Source organism: Solitalea lacus (assembly GCF_022014595.1).
GTDB classification, from domain to species: Bacteria; Bacteroidota; Bacteroidia; order Sphingobacteriales; family Sphingobacteriaceae; genus Solitalea; species Solitalea lacus.
In genome coordinates this window covers 2,362,231-2,378,602 of the sequence record NZ_CP091740.1, presented here as the reverse complement: position 1 = coordinate 2,378,602, position 16,372 = coordinate 2,362,231, and the positions used below count along the sequence as shown (strand labels likewise).

The 16,372-nt window shown below is 35.3% G+C and carries 14 protein-coding genes, 1 tRNA gene and 1 pseudogene; 9 read left to right on the top strand and 7 right to left on the bottom strand.

The features are described from left to right. The first annotated feature begins 16 nt into the window (after positions 1 to 16). The 3 genes from L2B55_RS10085 to L2B55_RS10075 all read left to right on the top strand — a co-directional run bounded on the left by L2B55_RS10085 (position 17) and on the right by L2B55_RS10075 (position 2,991). Positions 17 to 1,288 (top strand): NADH-quinone oxidoreductase subunit A, encoded by a 1,272-nt coding sequence (locus L2B55_RS10085; protein WP_237844655.1) that lies wholly within the window; start codon positions 17 to 19, stop codon positions 1,286 to 1,288. A 17-nt stretch (positions 1,289 to 1,305) separates the two neighbouring features. Beyond that, positions 1,306 to 1,791 carry an NADH-quinone oxidoreductase subunit B gene (locus L2B55_RS10080; RefSeq protein ID WP_237844648.1) on the top strand — a complete coding sequence of 162 codons (486 nt, stop codon included), beginning with the start codon at positions 1,306 to 1,308 and terminating at the stop codon, positions 1,789 to 1,791. Positions 1,792 to 1,896: 105 nt separating this feature from the next. Next, the gene (locus L2B55_RS10075; RefSeq protein ID WP_237844646.1) at positions 1,897 to 2,991 is read left to right on the top strand and encodes a BamA/TamA family outer membrane protein; all 1,095 of its coding nucleotides are present in this window, start codon (positions 1,897 to 1,899) and stop codon (positions 2,989 to 2,991) included. On the opposite strand, the gene L2B55_RS10070 is transcribed toward L2B55_RS10075, so the two are convergent. Beyond that, positions 2,991 to 3,063 (bottom strand) — tRNA-Thr (locus L2B55_RS10070). The two genes, L2B55_RS10075 and L2B55_RS10070, sit on opposite strands and share 1 nt — an antisense overlap. A gap of 145 nt (positions 3,064 to 3,208) precedes the next feature. Here L2B55_RS10070 and queG point away from each other — a divergent pair. The 3 genes from queG (at position 3,209) to L2B55_RS10055 (ending at position 5,820) form a co-directional block, all read left to right on the top strand. Then, positions 3,209 to 4,144, top strand: coding sequence for a tRNA epoxyqueuosine(34) reductase QueG (gene queG, locus L2B55_RS10065; RefSeq protein WP_237844644.1), 936 nt, complete (start codon positions 3,209 to 3,211; stop codon positions 4,142 to 4,144). A gap of 142 nt (positions 4,145 to 4,286) precedes the next feature. Next, positions 4,287 to 5,429: a sensor histidine kinase gene (locus L2B55_RS10060; protein WP_237844632.1), complete on the top strand. Its 1,143-nt coding sequence runs from the start codon at positions 4,287 to 4,289 to the stop codon at positions 5,427 to 5,429. After that, entirely contained in the window at positions 5,416 to 5,820 is a 405-nt protein-coding gene (locus tag L2B55_RS10055) for a response regulator (RefSeq protein WP_237844630.1), read from the top strand. The genes L2B55_RS10060 and L2B55_RS10055 overlap by 14 nt, the downstream gene beginning before the upstream one ends. Positions 5,821 to 5,891: 71 nt before the next feature. Here the strand turns inward: L2B55_RS10055 and L2B55_RS10050 are convergent. From L2B55_RS10050 to L2B55_RS10040, 3 genes and pseudogenes are all read right to left on the bottom strand, one after another. Then, positions 5,892 to 6,704: pseudogene (locus L2B55_RS10050) on the bottom strand (exonuclease domain-containing protein); the annotation flags it as partial. A gap of 127 nt (positions 6,705 to 6,831) precedes the next feature. Next, positions 6,832 to 7,434, bottom strand: a complete 603-nt coding sequence (locus L2B55_RS10045) for a thioredoxin family protein (RefSeq protein ID WP_237844628.1) — start codon at positions 7,432 to 7,434, stop codon at positions 6,832 to 6,834. Between the two features lie 4 nt (positions 7,435 to 7,438). Continuing rightward, complete coding sequence (locus L2B55_RS10040) at positions 7,439 to 7,921, bottom strand: TlpA family protein disulfide reductase (RefSeq protein ID WP_237844626.1); 483 nt, start codon at positions 7,919 to 7,921, stop codon at positions 7,439 to 7,441. Between the two features lie 191 nt (positions 7,922 to 8,112). On the opposite strand from L2B55_RS10040, the gene lgt reads away from it, so the two are divergent. Next, positions 8,113 to 8,946, top strand: coding sequence for a prolipoprotein diacylglyceryl transferase (gene lgt, locus L2B55_RS10035; protein WP_237844624.1), 834 nt, complete (start codon positions 8,113 to 8,115; stop codon positions 8,944 to 8,946). Positions 8,947 to 9,046: 100 nt separating this feature from the next. Here lgt and L2B55_RS10030 read toward each other — a convergent pair whose 3' ends face one another. Further along, positions 9,047 to 9,484, bottom strand: a complete 438-nt coding sequence (locus L2B55_RS10030) for an acyl-CoA thioesterase (protein ID WP_237844617.1) — start codon at positions 9,482 to 9,484, stop codon at positions 9,047 to 9,049. Positions 9,485 to 9,653: 169 nt separating this feature from the next. On the opposite strand from L2B55_RS10030, the gene L2B55_RS10025 reads away from it, so the two are divergent. After that, positions 9,654 to 10,826: an esterase-like activity of phytase family protein gene (locus tag L2B55_RS10025; protein WP_237844615.1), complete on the top strand. Its 1,173-nt coding sequence runs from the start codon at positions 9,654 to 9,656 to the stop codon at positions 10,824 to 10,826. A gap of 68 nt (positions 10,827 to 10,894) precedes the next feature. Here L2B55_RS10025 and L2B55_RS10020 read toward each other — a convergent pair whose 3' ends face one another. After that, positions 10,895 to 11,878 (bottom strand): potassium channel beta subunit family protein, encoded by a 984-nt coding sequence (locus L2B55_RS10020; protein ID WP_237844613.1) that lies wholly within the window; start codon positions 11,876 to 11,878, stop codon positions 10,895 to 10,897. A gap of 157 nt (positions 11,879 to 12,035) precedes the next feature. Further along, entirely contained in the window at positions 12,036 to 12,602 is a 567-nt protein-coding gene (locus L2B55_RS10015) for a hypothetical protein (RefSeq protein ID WP_237844611.1), read from the bottom strand. Positions 12,603 to 12,806: 204 nt separating this feature from the next. On the opposite strand from L2B55_RS10015, the gene smc reads away from it, so the two are divergent. After that, positions 12,807 to 16,349: a chromosome segregation protein SMC gene (gene smc / locus L2B55_RS10010; RefSeq protein WP_237844609.1), complete on the top strand. Its 3,543-nt coding sequence runs from the start codon at positions 12,807 to 12,809 to the stop codon at positions 16,347 to 16,349. Positions 16,350 to 16,372: the final 23 nt, after the last annotated feature.

Here is a 16,372-nt window from a genome sequence, read left to right as displayed (position 1 = left end):
ACCTTAACTTTGTTTTATGCATCAAAGCACACAAATATCAGCATTCGGTTCGATTTTACTATTCCTACTTTTAGGAACAGGATTCGTTTTGGTGACTCTTTTCATGTCAAAGTTAATAAGTCCTAATAAACCTAATCCGGAAAAGTTAACTACTTACGAATGTGGCGAAAACCCAACAGGGAATTCGTGGATACAATTTAATATGCGATTTTATGTTATAGCACTGGTGTTTTTGCTTTTTGATGTTGAAATGATATTCCTCTTTCCATGGGCTACAGTATTCGGAAATAAAGAATTAATAGCTGCAGTACCGGCATGGGGTTGGCTAAGCTTTTTTGAAATGGCTATTTTTATTGCCATTTTATTGGTTGGATTGGTTTATGTATGGAAAAAAGGAGACTTGGAATGGATTAAACCTGAACCCATCATCCCTGTTGTTGAGTCAAAAGTACCCATACAACTATATCAAAATATAAACAACCAAGCTTACAAGGTAAAACCTTTTAAGTGGAATTTAATTGATACGGAAGAAAATGTACTGAACAAACTGGCTGTAGAAGAAAAACAGGCAAAGGAAGCTACTGTAGCAGAATCTTCAGAAAATGGCATAGGTTCCTATAAACCTAAATTCAAACCTAAAACAGCTACGTCAGCAAACAATGAAACTGAAAATTTGAATCTTATAAGTGAATTTAAAGATTCACCAATAGAGGAAAAAGAAGCGTACAAACCTAAATTTAAACCACAACTGGCAAAGAAATCAGTAGAAGACACCAACACTTCAAATGATGGGCAATCTGCTAATGTTGAAGCTAAGCCTGCTTATACACCTAAATTTAAACCAAGAGTTGTTGCTAAAGAACCTGATGAAGTAACCAATGAACAAGGTAATACCGATAATGAAATGGCGACTAATGAAACTGAAAAGGAGAAAGTTGCTTATAAACCCAAGTTCAAGCCTCAGTTATTAAAAAAAGAACAAACTGAAGAAAATAGGGAAAGTAGTACCAATGCAAAGGATGAATCTTCGGCAAACAATGAAGAAGTTGTAAATGCGGCACCATATAAACCCAAATTTAAACCACAGCTTGTAATAAAAGCAGCGGAAAATGATGCTTCTGATTCAACCACCTCAACTAAGGATGATTTACCAAAAATAAAGAAAGATCTTTCTTCAGAAATTGCCGAAAAGGAAGAAAAACAAAATGAAGTTAAACCTGCCACAGGGTACAAACCTCGCTTTAAAGCAGCTTTAATTAATAAAACTGAAGATCAACCCAAAGAATAAGAATAGCGTTAACACTAATGGAACAATTAATAAATAAGGTTGAAAGTAATGGTGTTGTTATAACCAAGCTCGATGATTTGCTTAATTGGGCTCGTTTGTCTTCGCTATGGCCAGTTAGTTTTGGTTTAGCTTGTTGCGCTATTGAAATGATGGGTTCGATGGCTGCCAATTATGATTTGGATCGCTTAGGGGTTTTTCCCCGTCCCTCTCCACGCCAAGCCGATGTTATGATAGTTGCCGGAACGGTAACTTTTAAAATGGCCGAGCGAATAAAGCGCCTCTATGAACAAATGCCGGAACCACGTTATGTAATTTCAATGGGCTCATGTTCAAATTGTGGCGGGCCCTATTGGGAGCATGGATATCACGTGGTAAAAGGCGTTGACCGCATTATCCCTGTTGATGTATATGTTCAAGGTTGCCCTCCACGTCCGGAAGCATTAATAGGCGGCATTATAGAACTGCAGAAAAAAATTAGACAAGAGAGTATACTAACAAGGTAATTTTGCTCCCGCTTCTGATTTTTGTGTTAAAAAACTTATCTTATGATAACATAAGATCTGATGAGACACATTTATCAAGCTTGCTTTCATTGTTTATTTTTTAGCATGCTTGTTGGGCCAGCATTTTCTCAACAAGTTGATAGTATTGGAAAACCCAAAAATCAATTGGTTCCTTTTCCGGTTATTGGCAACGCACCAGAAACAGGATTTCAATACGGGGTAGGCGTCATATATACCTTTTTTCTAGCCCCTGATCCAACTACCACACGTAATTCTTATGCTTACAGTTTTAACATGTGGACTGCTAAAAAACAGACACAAATAATTTTGCAGGGTAGTATTTGGACAAAACTAAACAAGTTGAATATTAATAGTTTTGCTAGTTATACTGACTTTCCATTTTTTTTCTACGGAATTGGAAACGACACAAAGCAAAGCGATGAAGACCTAATTGTGTCAACAAGGTATAAGTTTACTGGTATGGCTAAACATAAGCTTCGTAAAAATCTGTATGGAGGTATCGGGCTTTGGCTTCAGGATGATACTTACAAACCCGATGATACGACAGGAATATTTACTACTGGAGATTTCAATGGTAAACAAGGAGGTACAAGTATGTCAATTGGCATTGGTGGCGCTTATGATGATAGAAACTATGAAAACTCAACGACTCAAGGGAGCTTTTTACAGCTAGTTGGATGGACAAGTTTGGGTGTTAGCGGATACCATTTTAGCATGATTAATTTAGATGCAAGACATCTCATTAGCTTGGATAAAACCAAAGTTTTAGGCTTTCATTTAGTTTATCAAACCACCCAAGGAGATGAAGCTCCATTTTATTATTTGCCATATATTGGTGGAGATCAGATCTTACGCGGATATTATACGGGTAGATTTCGAGATAAAAACATGCTTGCCACCCAGGGAGAGTTTCGATATAGACCATGGGGGAAACAAAAAGACCATGGTTGGTTTTCGTTATCACGTTTGAGCTTTGCCGGATTTATTGGAACAGGCTTAGTATTTGATAACGGTGATTTTAGTTTTAATGATTTCAAACCCAATTATGGCGGAGGTTTTAGGTACATGTTTGAACCGCACTCGCGTATGACCCTAAGGTTTGATTACGGTGTTGGAAATAAAAACATGGGAGAAAAACGATCTTCCGGTTTTTACATTTCTTTAAATGAAGCTTTTTGAGCCGATTACGGGTTTCGAACCTGCGACCTTCTCGTTACGAATGAGACGCTCTACCTGCTGAGCTAAATCGGCCTGATGTTTCTATACACCTCCCTCCTCCCTAATTACAATTACAATGAAAATATAAAAACTAAAAAAATCATTTTCAAACTATTTTTCATTTCTCGTGCAAAAGTTTTGAGGGCGGTTTATAAAACATCATTATTTTTGTGCAGAAATGACATTGAAGGAAAAATATACGCAATTAATAAAAGCTGAGGCGAAACGTTTGGGCTTTTTGCATTGCGGTATGGCCAAGGCCGAATTTCTGGAGACCGAGGCTCCTCGGTTAGAGGCCTGGCTAAGTCAGGGCAAACATGGCGAAATGAAATATATGGAAAACTATTTTGACATGCGACTTGACCCTAGAAAGCTTGTTGAAGGCGCCAAATCGGTCATTTCCCTCTCTCTCAATTATTTTAATGATACGGCACAAACGGATCTTGAAGCTCCTAAAATCTCTAAATATGCATATGGCACTGATTATCATTTTGTAATTAAAGATAAATTGAAAGAGCTACTTCACTTTATAAACGAAAACATAGGGGAAGTAAATGGACGAGCTTTTGTTGACTCAGCGCCTATAATGGATAAAGCTTGGGCTCAAAAAGCCGGCTTAGGCTGGATGGGAAAACACAGTAATATCTTAAGCAAAAAGCGCGGTTCCTTTTTCTTTTTGGCTGAACTCGTTGTTGACCTTGATTTTGAATATGACCATCCTATTGCCGATCATTGTGGGCGGTGTACCCGATGCATTGATGCTTGCCCTACTCAGGCCATAACTTCTTCGTATATTGTAGATGGTAGTAAATGTATTTCATACCTAACAATCGAGCTTAAGAATGAAATTCCTTCTGAATTTAAAGGAAAGATGGATAATTGGATGTTCGGTTGCGATGTTTGCCAAGATGTGTGTCCATGGAACAGATTTTCAGTAACTCACAGTGAACCAGCATTTAATCCTCATCCTGATCTTTTAGGTCTAAAAAAAAATGATTGGCTTGAAATTACTGATGAGCTTTTTAAAAAAGTATTTAAAAAATCAGCAGTAAAACGCACCAAACTTTCAGGTTTACAACGGAATATAGACTTTCTAACCAACTACCAAGAATAACCCATCCAACTAGTTTTTTTAAAAATTTAATACATTGATTTACAGCAATTAATACACATAAACGTTTTTATCAACAATACTCTACTAATTTTGTATACTTATTGCTTTAGTTTGACTAAATTGAAACTAATTTATTGGAAACATGAAGTCATCTAAAGCTCTTTTTAACAAATCGGTCTGGGAAGACAATAAGTTAAATACATTATTTAACACCCAATTAATAGGTGTTGCCTTCTCTCGACATGGCTATTTGCTTGAATTAAATCAACAATTTGCTGATATACTAGGATACACTCGTCGGGAATTGGTGGGTACTTATTGGGAGGAGTTTTCGGCTCCTGAATATAAAGAACTAACAATAAGCCACTATGAAAAATTGCTAAACAAGGAAAAATCCCACTTTACCTATGAAAAAGAGCTATTGCAAAAGAATGGAACAAGAATCTGGGTAGAGATAGCATCACAAGCTAAATTCAATGAAGATGATGTATTTGAATATTACCTAGTCCTGGTTAGAAATATTGACTCCCAGAAAAAAGCACTCTCAGAACTGGAGGAACAGATAAAAATTAAGGAGAACCTGATCTCCAAACTCAAATATCAAAACGAGCAACTAAATGAATTCGCTTATTTAATTTCACATAACTTGCGGGCTCCCGTTGGCAGCATGATCGGATTGCTCGAATTAAATGATTCAGGTGTTGTTGATTCAAAAGAACAAATTGATGTATTTTCAGAACAATTTAGAAATTTAACGTATAGTCTTTTAGATACCATTAATACTATTGGAACAGCACTGGATATAAAAGAAAGATCAGAATTAAAAAAAGAACGGATTCGATTTAGGGAAATTTTCAATGCAGTTTTAGTGAATCTTTTGGGAAAAGTGAAGGATTTTGATTTTGATTTAACCACCGATTTCGAGCTAGAAGAGATTGAATATTCAGGTTCTTACATGAAAAGTATCTTACAAAACTTGCTGTCCAATTCATTAAAATATCGCTCCGATGAACGAAAATTAATAATTAAATTAAGAACTTACTCACGTGATAATCTGGAAATTATGGAGATTTCTGACAATGGAAAAGGGATAAATCTTGAACGTAACTCGAGGAATTTATTTGGTCTTCACAAGACATTTCATGAAAATAAAGATGCCAAAGGAGTAGGGTTATTTCTAACTAAAAAACATGTTGAAGCAATGGGTGGTAAAATATTTGCAGAAAGTAATGAAACTTTCGGAATAAAATTCACGCTCATCTTTAATTACCATGAAAATCATTGACAACTTATGCATCATTGACGACGACAGAATTTGCCAATTTATCATAAAAACTTATGCTAAGGCCCGTTCTCTGGCTAAAAACACCCAAATATTCGCTGATGCCAATACAGCCTTAGAATACTTAAAAAATTCTACCGATGACAGCGGGCAACTCCCCGATTTAATTATGCTTGATATTAATATGCCAATAATGGATGGATGGAGTTTTTTAGATGAATTCCAAAAATTAAGCCCTTGGATTAACAAAAAAATCCCAATTTTCCTGATAACATCTTCAATACAAGAAGAAGATCAGATAAAGGCCAAGCAATATTCAGATGTTGCAGGCTTTTACATTAAGCCAATCAATGAAGAACTAATTATGAATATTTTTGAAAAGCTTCCTAATTAACCTTTAGAAATTAATTACTACATAAAACAAAAGGCTCAAAGTGTGTTACAATGAGCCTTTTGCTTTAACTATTTATTTTTCTTAAATGCGTTTCTCAGTCGTATCTCAGTAAGTTTTTTCTTGGTGTACAACGGAAAATCTCCATTCATCATCCAATCATAATAAGTAGGTTCAAACGAGAAGACATCATCTACACGTTTGCCTTTATGTTTCCCAAAATTGAATACTTCTTTTCCTTGCTCATCATAAATCATTCTTCCAGCAAAGTCAACCACATCACGCACATATGTAAATTTGTGTAGTGCATCAACATCGTTAACTACAGGAATAGATTTATTTCCCGCTTTATCTTCATATTCTACATCTTTATATTTCACAAGCTGAGCCAAAAGAACCTCATAGGTAGCTTTAATGTCAGCTTCGGCGGAATGATGATTCTCTATTTCCTTACCACAATAGAATTTATAAGCAGCCTTTAAGGTTCGCTGCTCCATTTGGTGAAAAATGTTCTGAACATCTACCAGCTTACGCCCTTCAATATCAAACTCCACTCCTGCCCGTAAAAACTCTTCCATTAAAAGCGGAACATCAAACTTATTAGAATTATAACCGCCTAAATCGGCGTTTTCTAAAAATTGAGCTAAACTTTTAGCAACCTGCTTAAATGTTGGTTCATCTTTAACATCCTCATCATAAATTCCATGAATTAGCGAAGATTCTATTGGAATTGTCATTTCAGGGTTAACTCTCCGAGTTTTCATTTCAATAGAGCCATTTGGCATCACCTTCAAAATTGCAATTTCTACAATGCGATCGGATGCAACATTTACTCCAGTGGTTTCAAGATCAAAGAAAGCGAGAGGACGTTTTAATTTTAAATTCATTGTAACAGAAAAAGACGTGCTATTAATGGACTTGAAGAAAAAAAAGATCCCGGTTTGTCCGGGACCCAAAGATAAAACTTTTTTCAGGTTTACTAGTTTGAAACGGATAGTTTAATTAACATATAAACTAAATCGATTTCCATTTTATACCGCAGCCAACAGCTTTAGTAAGTGTAGTTTCTGGTTTTTTATTAGTTAATAAAGCGTTAACAGCATTTTCAACATACTTAACTTTTGATTCGTCAGAACCCTCAGTATCATTGTCTATTGCACCAATGTATTCAACTATACCACCACCTGATGTTTTGCTTAAAACAAAAACATGAGGTGTTTTGGTTGCACCATAAGCTCTGGCAATTGCCTGAGAATCGTCTAAGAGATAAGGAAAAGTATATTTCTTTTCAGTTGAACGCTTCTTCATATTATCAAATGAATCTTCAGGATAAGCCGTTGCATCATTTGGATTGATTGCTATCACCGGATACCCTTTAGAAGCAAATTTTTTATCCAGCTCAATAATTCTGGCTTCATAAGCTTTTGCATATGGACAATGATTACAAGTAAACACTACAATAAAGCCTTTAGCTGATTTATAATCAGCCATAGATACCGTTTTCCCATTTACATTTTTTAATTTGAAATCAGTGGCTTTGTCGCCAACCTTGTAGCCTTGAGCAAAAGCAGTAAAGCTGAATAATGCTATACAGGTTAGAATAATCAGTTTTTTCATGATCTTAATTTTTAATGGTGAGATAAGTATGCTTTAATTCATCATAAGTAAAGTCACGCTCATAGAAATTACGAACCGACTTGCTATTGTTAACAATTAAGGTGGCCGGTAATGCTCCTGACCAGGTTGGATCTATTTTATCAATTGCTACCCCCTGATCCTTTTCGTCAAGCAAAAAAATTTCAAGTGGAATATTTTTTTGCTGAACAAAAGGAATCACTATTGATTCAAGCTTCGATTTAAAGTCCATGCTTACCAAAATCACTTTCAATTTTTCTGTTTTAAACTCTTTTTGTAATTCAGCGAAATGCGGAATTTCTTTAACGCAGGGTGCGCACCAGGTAGCCCAAAAATTAATAACAAAAGTAGTGTCCTTACCCCCGGAAATCCTTTGATTTAGTTCGTTGACTTTGACAGGTTTTACTTGTTGAGCTGAAGCAAAACAGGTTTGAAGCAATATAATGAAGGTGACCAAAACTGATTTCATACACCAATTTAACACTTGATATAATGGATTATTGAGAGGTAACGGAAAAATTACCCTTATATGCTGCTTATTCAACTCATAAACAGTAGCCTAAACTTCATTTGAAATTCTTTAGACTTTATTTTGATACCCAGAAAGAATGATACTCTCTAATTTTTTATAATTTAGGCCGAATTTTAAAAACTGCATTAATGTTGAATTTCATAACTTGGGATGTAAGCAGAGAGATATTCTCAATTGGCCCTATTGTATTGCGTTGGTATGGTTTATTGTTTGCATCTGGCTTTGCAATAGGCTATTTCATCATGCAAAAGATATTCAGAAAAGAAGGAATTAAGGATGAGGTACTTGATCGATTAACCATGTATATGGTGGTTTCAACAGTACTGGGAGCTCGTTTAGGACATTGTTTATTTTATGAGCCTGAATATTATTTAAAACATCCTCTTAAAATTTTAATGATTTGGGAAGGCGGATTGGCTAGCCATGGAGCGGCAATCGGTATATTGCTTGGACTTTATTTCTTTTCAAAAAATGTCTCAAAACGCCCTTACTTATGGATTTTAGACCGAATTGTAATTGTTGTTGCATTAGGAGGCGCTTGTATTCGATTGGGAAATTTATTCAATTCAGAGATTTACGGTAAGGTTACAGATGTACCCTGGGCTTTCCGTTTTGTTATGGCTGACGGTCCCAATGCAGCCCCTCGTCATCCGACACAAATTTATGAAGCATTGTTTTGTATAGCATTGTTTCTGTTTCTTCTTTGGTATTACAACAAATATGTAACCCAACTTAAGACCGGAATTATTTTTTCCTATTTCCTTATCTTCTTATTTGCATTCCGCTTCTTTATCGAATACCTCAAAGCTGAACAAGTTGAGTTTGAAAAAGGAATGTCTTTAAACATGGGACAATGGCTAAGCGTTCCGTTTGTGATTGTGGGTATTTTATTATTGATTAAGCAAAGTAAAACACAGCCTCATAATTACCTGGTTACAGATCCACAAAAGCCAACTGCGTAAAGCAGATATATAGAAAATGGAAAAGCGGAATTGGTAAGTGTCATCAATTCCGCTTTTGACTTTTTGCTATCTGATAACAGCTATTTAAAAACGCTTTCAATTAATCCATCCACTCAAAGTTTTCAGCTTTAGGCATAACATCAATCATATTTGTGGCAATTGCCGGTGGAGTTATCAATTTTCGTATTTTAGTATCCATCCATGCCCCATCAACCACAATTGTAGCACACACCTTCCCATCATCTTTTACTAATTCATGTAAGATGGAATACCTAGAAAAATCTCTTTTCAACTTTAATAATTTTATATTAATTAAAAGTTGATCTCCAAAACGTATTTCTCTTTTAAATACAGCTTCTTCTCTAAATAGAACCGGTCCAAAATTATTCTGAATCATTACAAGTGGGGTCACTCCATTTTCAGAGAGGAAATAAGTACGAACCTGTGCTCCGAAATCGTAATATACAGAATGTCTCACATGTAAATTTGGGTCTAAGTCAGCCCAACGAACACTAATGGGTATCGAATATTCTGTCATAAAGTATAATTAAAGCTTGTCAAATTTAATTTATCTACAATTGAATGAACATTCATTCGTATTTTTTGTTTAAAGCAAACAACTTAATCTTAACAATTATTTGTATATTCTAATGAAACAGTCATGTATTTTTACGTACTGTAATCAATAGACAATATGACTCTTATTCATGAAAAAAAACACTGGTTTAATTCTGTTAACCTTTATTTTCATTAGTTTTATAGGCCTTTTAGCCTCATGTAAAAAAAATATTTATACCGGAGCTATGGCTACTTCGGATAGTTCATTTCAAAACTGGCGCTTTATTGGTGAGCAAATTCTGCCTACCGATTTCATGTTTCAAAGTACCCCTGTTGGCGGACTATCAGGTATAGACTTTAATCCTTTAACTAATCAATACTATGTAATTTCTGATGATAGATCAGAACTGGCTCCTGCACGATTTTATACTTTTAAACTTCATTTTACTGCAAATTCATTTGATAGTGTCAAAATTAACGGAGTTTCCTATTTAAGACAGCCTAATGGAAATTTGTACCCAAGTAAGAATCAAGACAAAACCAATGTACCTGACCCCGAATCAATTCGCTATGTAAATGCAACAAACACACTACTTTGGACAAGTGAGGGAGATCGAAAAATAGACGAAGATGATACTTTATTAATAAATCCTTGGTTAAGAGAGACGAAAACAGATGGGAATTATCTATCTGATTTACCTATTCCGGAAAACTATAATATGCAAAAAAAGGAATTGGGAATGCGGCAAAATGGATCAGTTGAAAGTTTAGCGTTAACCCCGGATGAACAGTTTATTTATATTGTCAATGAGGAACCTCTTTTTCAGGATGGACCGCCAGCAGATTTTAATGAGACTGAATCTTATGTTCGTATTACCAAAATAAAGCGTACAACCAAAGAAATCTTAGCCCAATATGCTTATAAATTAGATAAGGTTCATGCTGCTCCTTTAAATCCTAATGGCTTTAAAATTAATGGAGTAGCTGAATTATTAGCTATTTCAGAAAACAAGTTATATGTAATGGAACGATCATTTGCAATTGGTGCAACTCCATCAAACTCAATCAGAGTATTTGAGGTTGATTTACAAAATGCGACAAATGTCATCAATATGCCTTCACTGGCAAATGCACAATTTAAACCTGTAGCAAAACAGCTCGTTTATAATCTATCGAAACTTAAATCTGAAGTAGATAATGTGGAAGGAATTTGTTTCGGTCCCAACTTACCCAACGGAAATAAAACAATTTTATTGGTTTCTGACAATAATTTTAGCACTATTCAAAAAACACAATTTTTGGTTTTCGAGTTAATAAAATAACCATCTTAAAAACTAACTTTCAACAATTTGAAATTGAAAGTTAGTTCTAGAATCCTATTATAAATTGATTAATATTCTGACAGAACAGGCTTATTTCTTAAAATATTCTCGATACTATTCATAACCTTCTCTGTCAGTTTAGGAACAACTTCCAAGGCTCCTAAATTTTGTTTTAACTGCTCTACTTTTGATGCTCCAAGTATAACCGTGCTGACATTAGGATTTTTCAAACACCAAGCCAATCCAAGTTGAGCCATTGGAATATCAAGCTTTTTAGCTAGCTGGCTTAAACGCTTAACTTTTTCTACCCGCTCCTTCGCCAATGTGCGATTTTTCAGCCAATCTAAACCTTCAATAAACAAACGGGTATCCTGAGGATTTTCATTATTATATTTTCCCGATAACAAACCTGATGCTAGTGGAGACCAAATGGTAGTGCCCATACCAAAATCACGGAACAACAACTGATATTCTTTTTCCATTTTCTCTCGCTCAAACATGTTGTACTGTGGTTGTTCCATTAAAGGACCTATTAAACCATTTTTAGCCGCGTAATAATGCGCTAAAGCAATTTCAACACCACTCCATTCTGATGTTCCCCAATATAATATCTTCCCCTGCTGTATCAATGTATTCATAGCCAGGACGGTTTCTTCTATAGGAGTATTTTTATCAGGACGGTGACAAAAAAATAAATCCAGATAATCAACCTGTAACCGTTTCAGTGCTGCCTCACAGGCTTCAAAAATATGTTTACGGGACAATCCTCGTTGATTGGGTAAATCTTGTTCCCAGCCAAAGAAAACCTTACTCGAAACAAGATAGGAACTACGAGGCCAGCTCTTTGATTTTAAGATTCTTCCCAATACCTCTTCTGCTTTTCCACGAGCATAAATTTCAGCACCGTCAAAAAAATTTATACCGTTTTCATAGGCTGTACTGATCAATGAATCAGCTGTTTTATCTTCAATTTGTTTTCCAAAAGTAATCCAGGTACCAAACGATAATGCACTTACCTGTAAACCTGATTTTCCTAGTTTTTTGTACTCCATGTATTTTTTGATTAGAAAAATGAATCTATTTCATAGTTCAATTTACTTAAATAAGTCTTCCGAACTACAAATGAAGTATAAACGCAAAGAGTTTACAGTTGTTTTAATACCAAGTCTGGTATTTTGTGTAGAGTGCTAAAGTTGAAACTAAGCACCATTAGTAATGATAGCGCTCTAAAATTGTTGATTTAATAACGGCATCTCTAAGGTCAAAGTCAATTGAATCCTCATGTTCAAGGTAGTTTTCAAAACGTTCAAACTTATGCAGATGCTTTTCGTGAACGGCTTTAGCACGAAGCACCTCTTCAGGCATATCTTCAACGTTCCTAAGATCAGTGGTACGGACTTTTAATGGTGCCACTTCTCCTGTTTCAACTTTTATAACTGGTTTTTGATGCTTTGGCTCTCTATACTCTTGCTTATGTTTGGGCTCAACAGGTTGTTCCATTCTAGGTTGAGGCATATCTATAAACTCTTTCATTATTACTTCAAATGGAGATCTCTTTAAAGGCGGCGGGCCAACTGTTTGAGAAGGATTTGAAGAGGTTTGTTTATTGGAAGGTTGTCCAGAAGGACTAGACCAAGTAGTTTTACTTTGTTTGGTAGGTGCTGACTGAGTGATTGTTTGTTCCTTTTTTTTGTTTTTATTAAACTCATTCCAAACACGCAATAAAGCTATAACGGCAAAAACAACAAATGGTAAAAACTCCTTGAACTGATCCATTAGTGATGTGTATAAAAAAATTCTACTAAAAATGATTTAGTAAATATATTTAAACCCTTTGAGTGCACAAAAACATTATGTTAAATTCGCACCTCAATTTAGTTTTCAGTGTTCGACAACAATTAATTGAAAGATACAACAAACTATCTATCAAAATATTAGCCGTTAGTCACTCACAACTAGCTATTAAACGATAAAATTTGCATGAAGTTAACCAAGCTTGAAGTACGGGGATTTAAGAGTTTTGGAGATAAAATAACAATCAATTTCGACGAAGGTGTAACAGCCATTGTAGGACCTAATGGTTGTGGAAAATCAAACGTAGTGGATGCCATTCGTTGGGTATTAGGTGAACAAAGTGCCAAATACCTGCGATCAGACAAAATGGAGAATATTATTTTCAATGGCTCACGTACTCGTAAACCAAGCAATTTAGCTGAGGTATCGTTGACGTTTGATAATACTAAAAATATCCTTCCCACGGATTTCAGTACAGTAACCATAACACGAAAACTGTATCGTACCGGCGAAAGTGAGTATCGTTTAAACGATGTAACCTGCCGTTTAAAAGATATTACTGATTTATTTTTGGATACAGGCATCGGTCCTGACTCTTATTCAATTATTGAGTTAAAGATGATTGAAGAGATGCTGAATAATAAGGATGGATCTCGTCGTAACTTATTTGAAGAAGCTTCAGGTATTTCTAAATATAAAATCCGTAAAAAACAGACTTTCAATAAACTAAAAGATACAGAGGCAGACTTAAACCGGGTAGAGGATATCTTATTTGAAATTGAAAAACAATTAAAAACACTAGAAACTCAGGCAAAAAAAACCGAGCGATATTATCGCCTAAAGGATCAATACAAGGAGGTTAGCACACAATTGGCCACCTTCCGCATCCAATCATTTAAATCATCGCTTGAAGAAATTGAACGGCAAGAAATCAGTCATAATGATCAACGTATGGCCTTTCAAGCAGAAAGCGATAAGGTGGAAGCAGTTGTTCAGGCTGAAAAAACGGAAACTTTAGTAAAAGAGAAAAACCTTTCAGTTCAACAAAAAGCGACCAATGATTATATAAACGGCATCCGACAATACGAAAACGAAAAGAAAGTTAAAAACGAGCAACTTAAATACCTACAGGAAAAAGAAGGTCGTTTATCAGCTGAATTGGTTAACGATAAAAACTGGTTGGAAGGAGCAAAAGAAATCTTAATGCAGTTGGAGGAAAGCAGGGCTACTGAACAAGAAAGTCTTAATACCATTCAACGGATTTTGGAAGATTTAAAATTTGAACTTGAAGATAAAAAAACTGAACAAACAGAATTAAAAACCCAAGTTGATAGTCTAACCACTAAAAGCAGAGGCTTACAAGACGATATTTATAAGATTGAAAAAGAGCGGGATATCCTAGAAATTCAATTCGAATCTCTTCAACAGGAATTAAATCGCAACGAAGGTGAAACCCAGCAAAAACAGCAAGAGCTTGATGAGTTTAACGCTGCTATAAAACGAACCAATGAGGCTTACGTTGGAAAAGAAGAAGAACTGAATAAAGCCATAGCGGAAGAAGAAGCTTTGCAGCAACGTATTGTTGAAACAGAAGCAGAACTGCAGACAACAAAGGATAAGATCTCACAGGAGGGTCGTACTTTAGATGCCAAGCAAAACGAATACAATCTAACCAAAAGTTTGGTTGATAACCTGGAAGGTTACCCTGAATCTATCAAGTTTTTGCGTAAAAATGCAAGTTGGGCTAAAAATGCTCCGTTGTTGTCCGATGTTTTCTTTTGTAAGGAAGATTATCGTATTGCCATTGAGAATTATTTGGAGCCTTATATGAATTATTATGTGGTACAGAACCATGATGAGGCTTTGGCTGCAATTAAATTATTAAGTGATGCAGCAAGAGGTCGTGCAAACTTCTTCATCCTGGATTCATTCAACAGCTTTGACGCTAATGAAAACCTTTTTACACCTGAAAACTGCCTTTCAGCACTTTCTATCATTGAATCAGAAGAAAAGTACCAAAAGCTTTGTACTTTTTTACTGAACAATGTTTTCTTGGCTGAAAAGGATGAAGAAAATACCATAAAGACAAATGCTAATAGTGAGTATGTTATTCTGAGCAAATCTGGTAAGTATTCTAAAACTCGCTTTAGCATGGCTGGAGGGTCCGTTGGACTGTTTGAAGGAAAACGTATCGGCCGAGCTAAAAACCTTGAAGTACTTCAAAAGGAAATTACCAAACTTCAGGCACTGATTACAGAATTAAAAGGCAAAACCGAGTTGCTGACTGAAGATTTACAACGTTTTAAAGCAAGTACCAAATCAGCTGTAATAGCACAATTAAGACAAGAGCTGAATAAGCTGAACAATGAACTTGTTACACTTGAAGCTCGCCAGGAGCAACATAAAAATTTCATCAGTAACTCCAACCTTCGAAAAGAAGATATTGAACAGAAAATTAACAGTTACCGTAAGCAATTGGCAGAAATAAATCCGCAAGTTGAAGAGTTAACTGTTCAAAAAGAAGAAACTTTAAAACGCTTAAATACCCTTCAATATGAATTCAACATCATTTCTGAAAGTGTAACCAAATATTCTAGCAATTTCAATAACCAAAACATTGCATTCCATCAACAACAAAACAAGCTTTCAGTAATTCTGAAAGATATTGAATATAAAAACAGTCAATCAAAGGTCGCTAGCGAACGTATTGAGAAAAACCAAACTGAATTAGCTGAGGCTAAACTTAAAATTTCCGAACTACTGCAAAATACAGATGAAGGAGATGAGAATCTTTTGGCTATGTATGAGCAGAAAGATGCTTTGGAAAAAGCCTTGACTGAAGCAGAAGAAGAATATTATAAATCAAAGGGCAAGATTAACGACCTAGAATCATTATTAAATGAGCTTCGACGAAAAAAAGATAATACAGAAGCTTTGGTTAATCAATTACGTGATAAGAAAACGCATTTAATGATTGACATGAATGCTCTTAAAGAACGCTTGTCTGTTGAATTCAATATTGAAATTGATGATTTGATGGAACAAGCGCTCCCTGAAGAAACCGAAGATGAGCTGAAACAGAAAACTGACAAAATTAAAAACCAACTAGATAATTTCGGTACCATTAACCCAATGGCGATGGAGGCATACAATGAAATGAATGAACGTTATTTGTTCATTATTACTCAAAAGCAAGATTTATTGGATGCTAAAAATTCGCTAATGGATACCATCAATGAAATTGACGGAACAGCAAAAACACAGTTCTTTGAAGCTTTTACTCAAATCCGAGATAATTTCCAAAAGGTTTTCCGCTCTTTATTTAATGAAGAAGATTCTTGTGATTTGGTATTGGTAGATCCTAATGATCCTTTGGAGTCTGACATCGACATTATTGCACGTCCTAAGGGAAAACGTCCATTAACAATTAACCAATTATCGGGAGGGGAAAAAACACTTACGGCCACGGCCATTCTGTTTTCTCTTTATCTGTTAAAACCTGCGCCTTTCTGTATTTTCGATGAGGTTGACGCGCCATTGGATGATACCAACATTGATAAATTCAATAATATCATTCGTAAATTTTCAGATCAGTCGCAATTCATAATTGTTTCACATAATAAACGCACAATTGCCAGCACCGATATTATTTATGGAGTAACCATGGTTGAACAAGGTATTTCAAGAGTTGTTCCTGTAGACTTGCGTAGCGTTGAAAATGTAGCGTAAGAACAAAATGAGCTAATAAATAG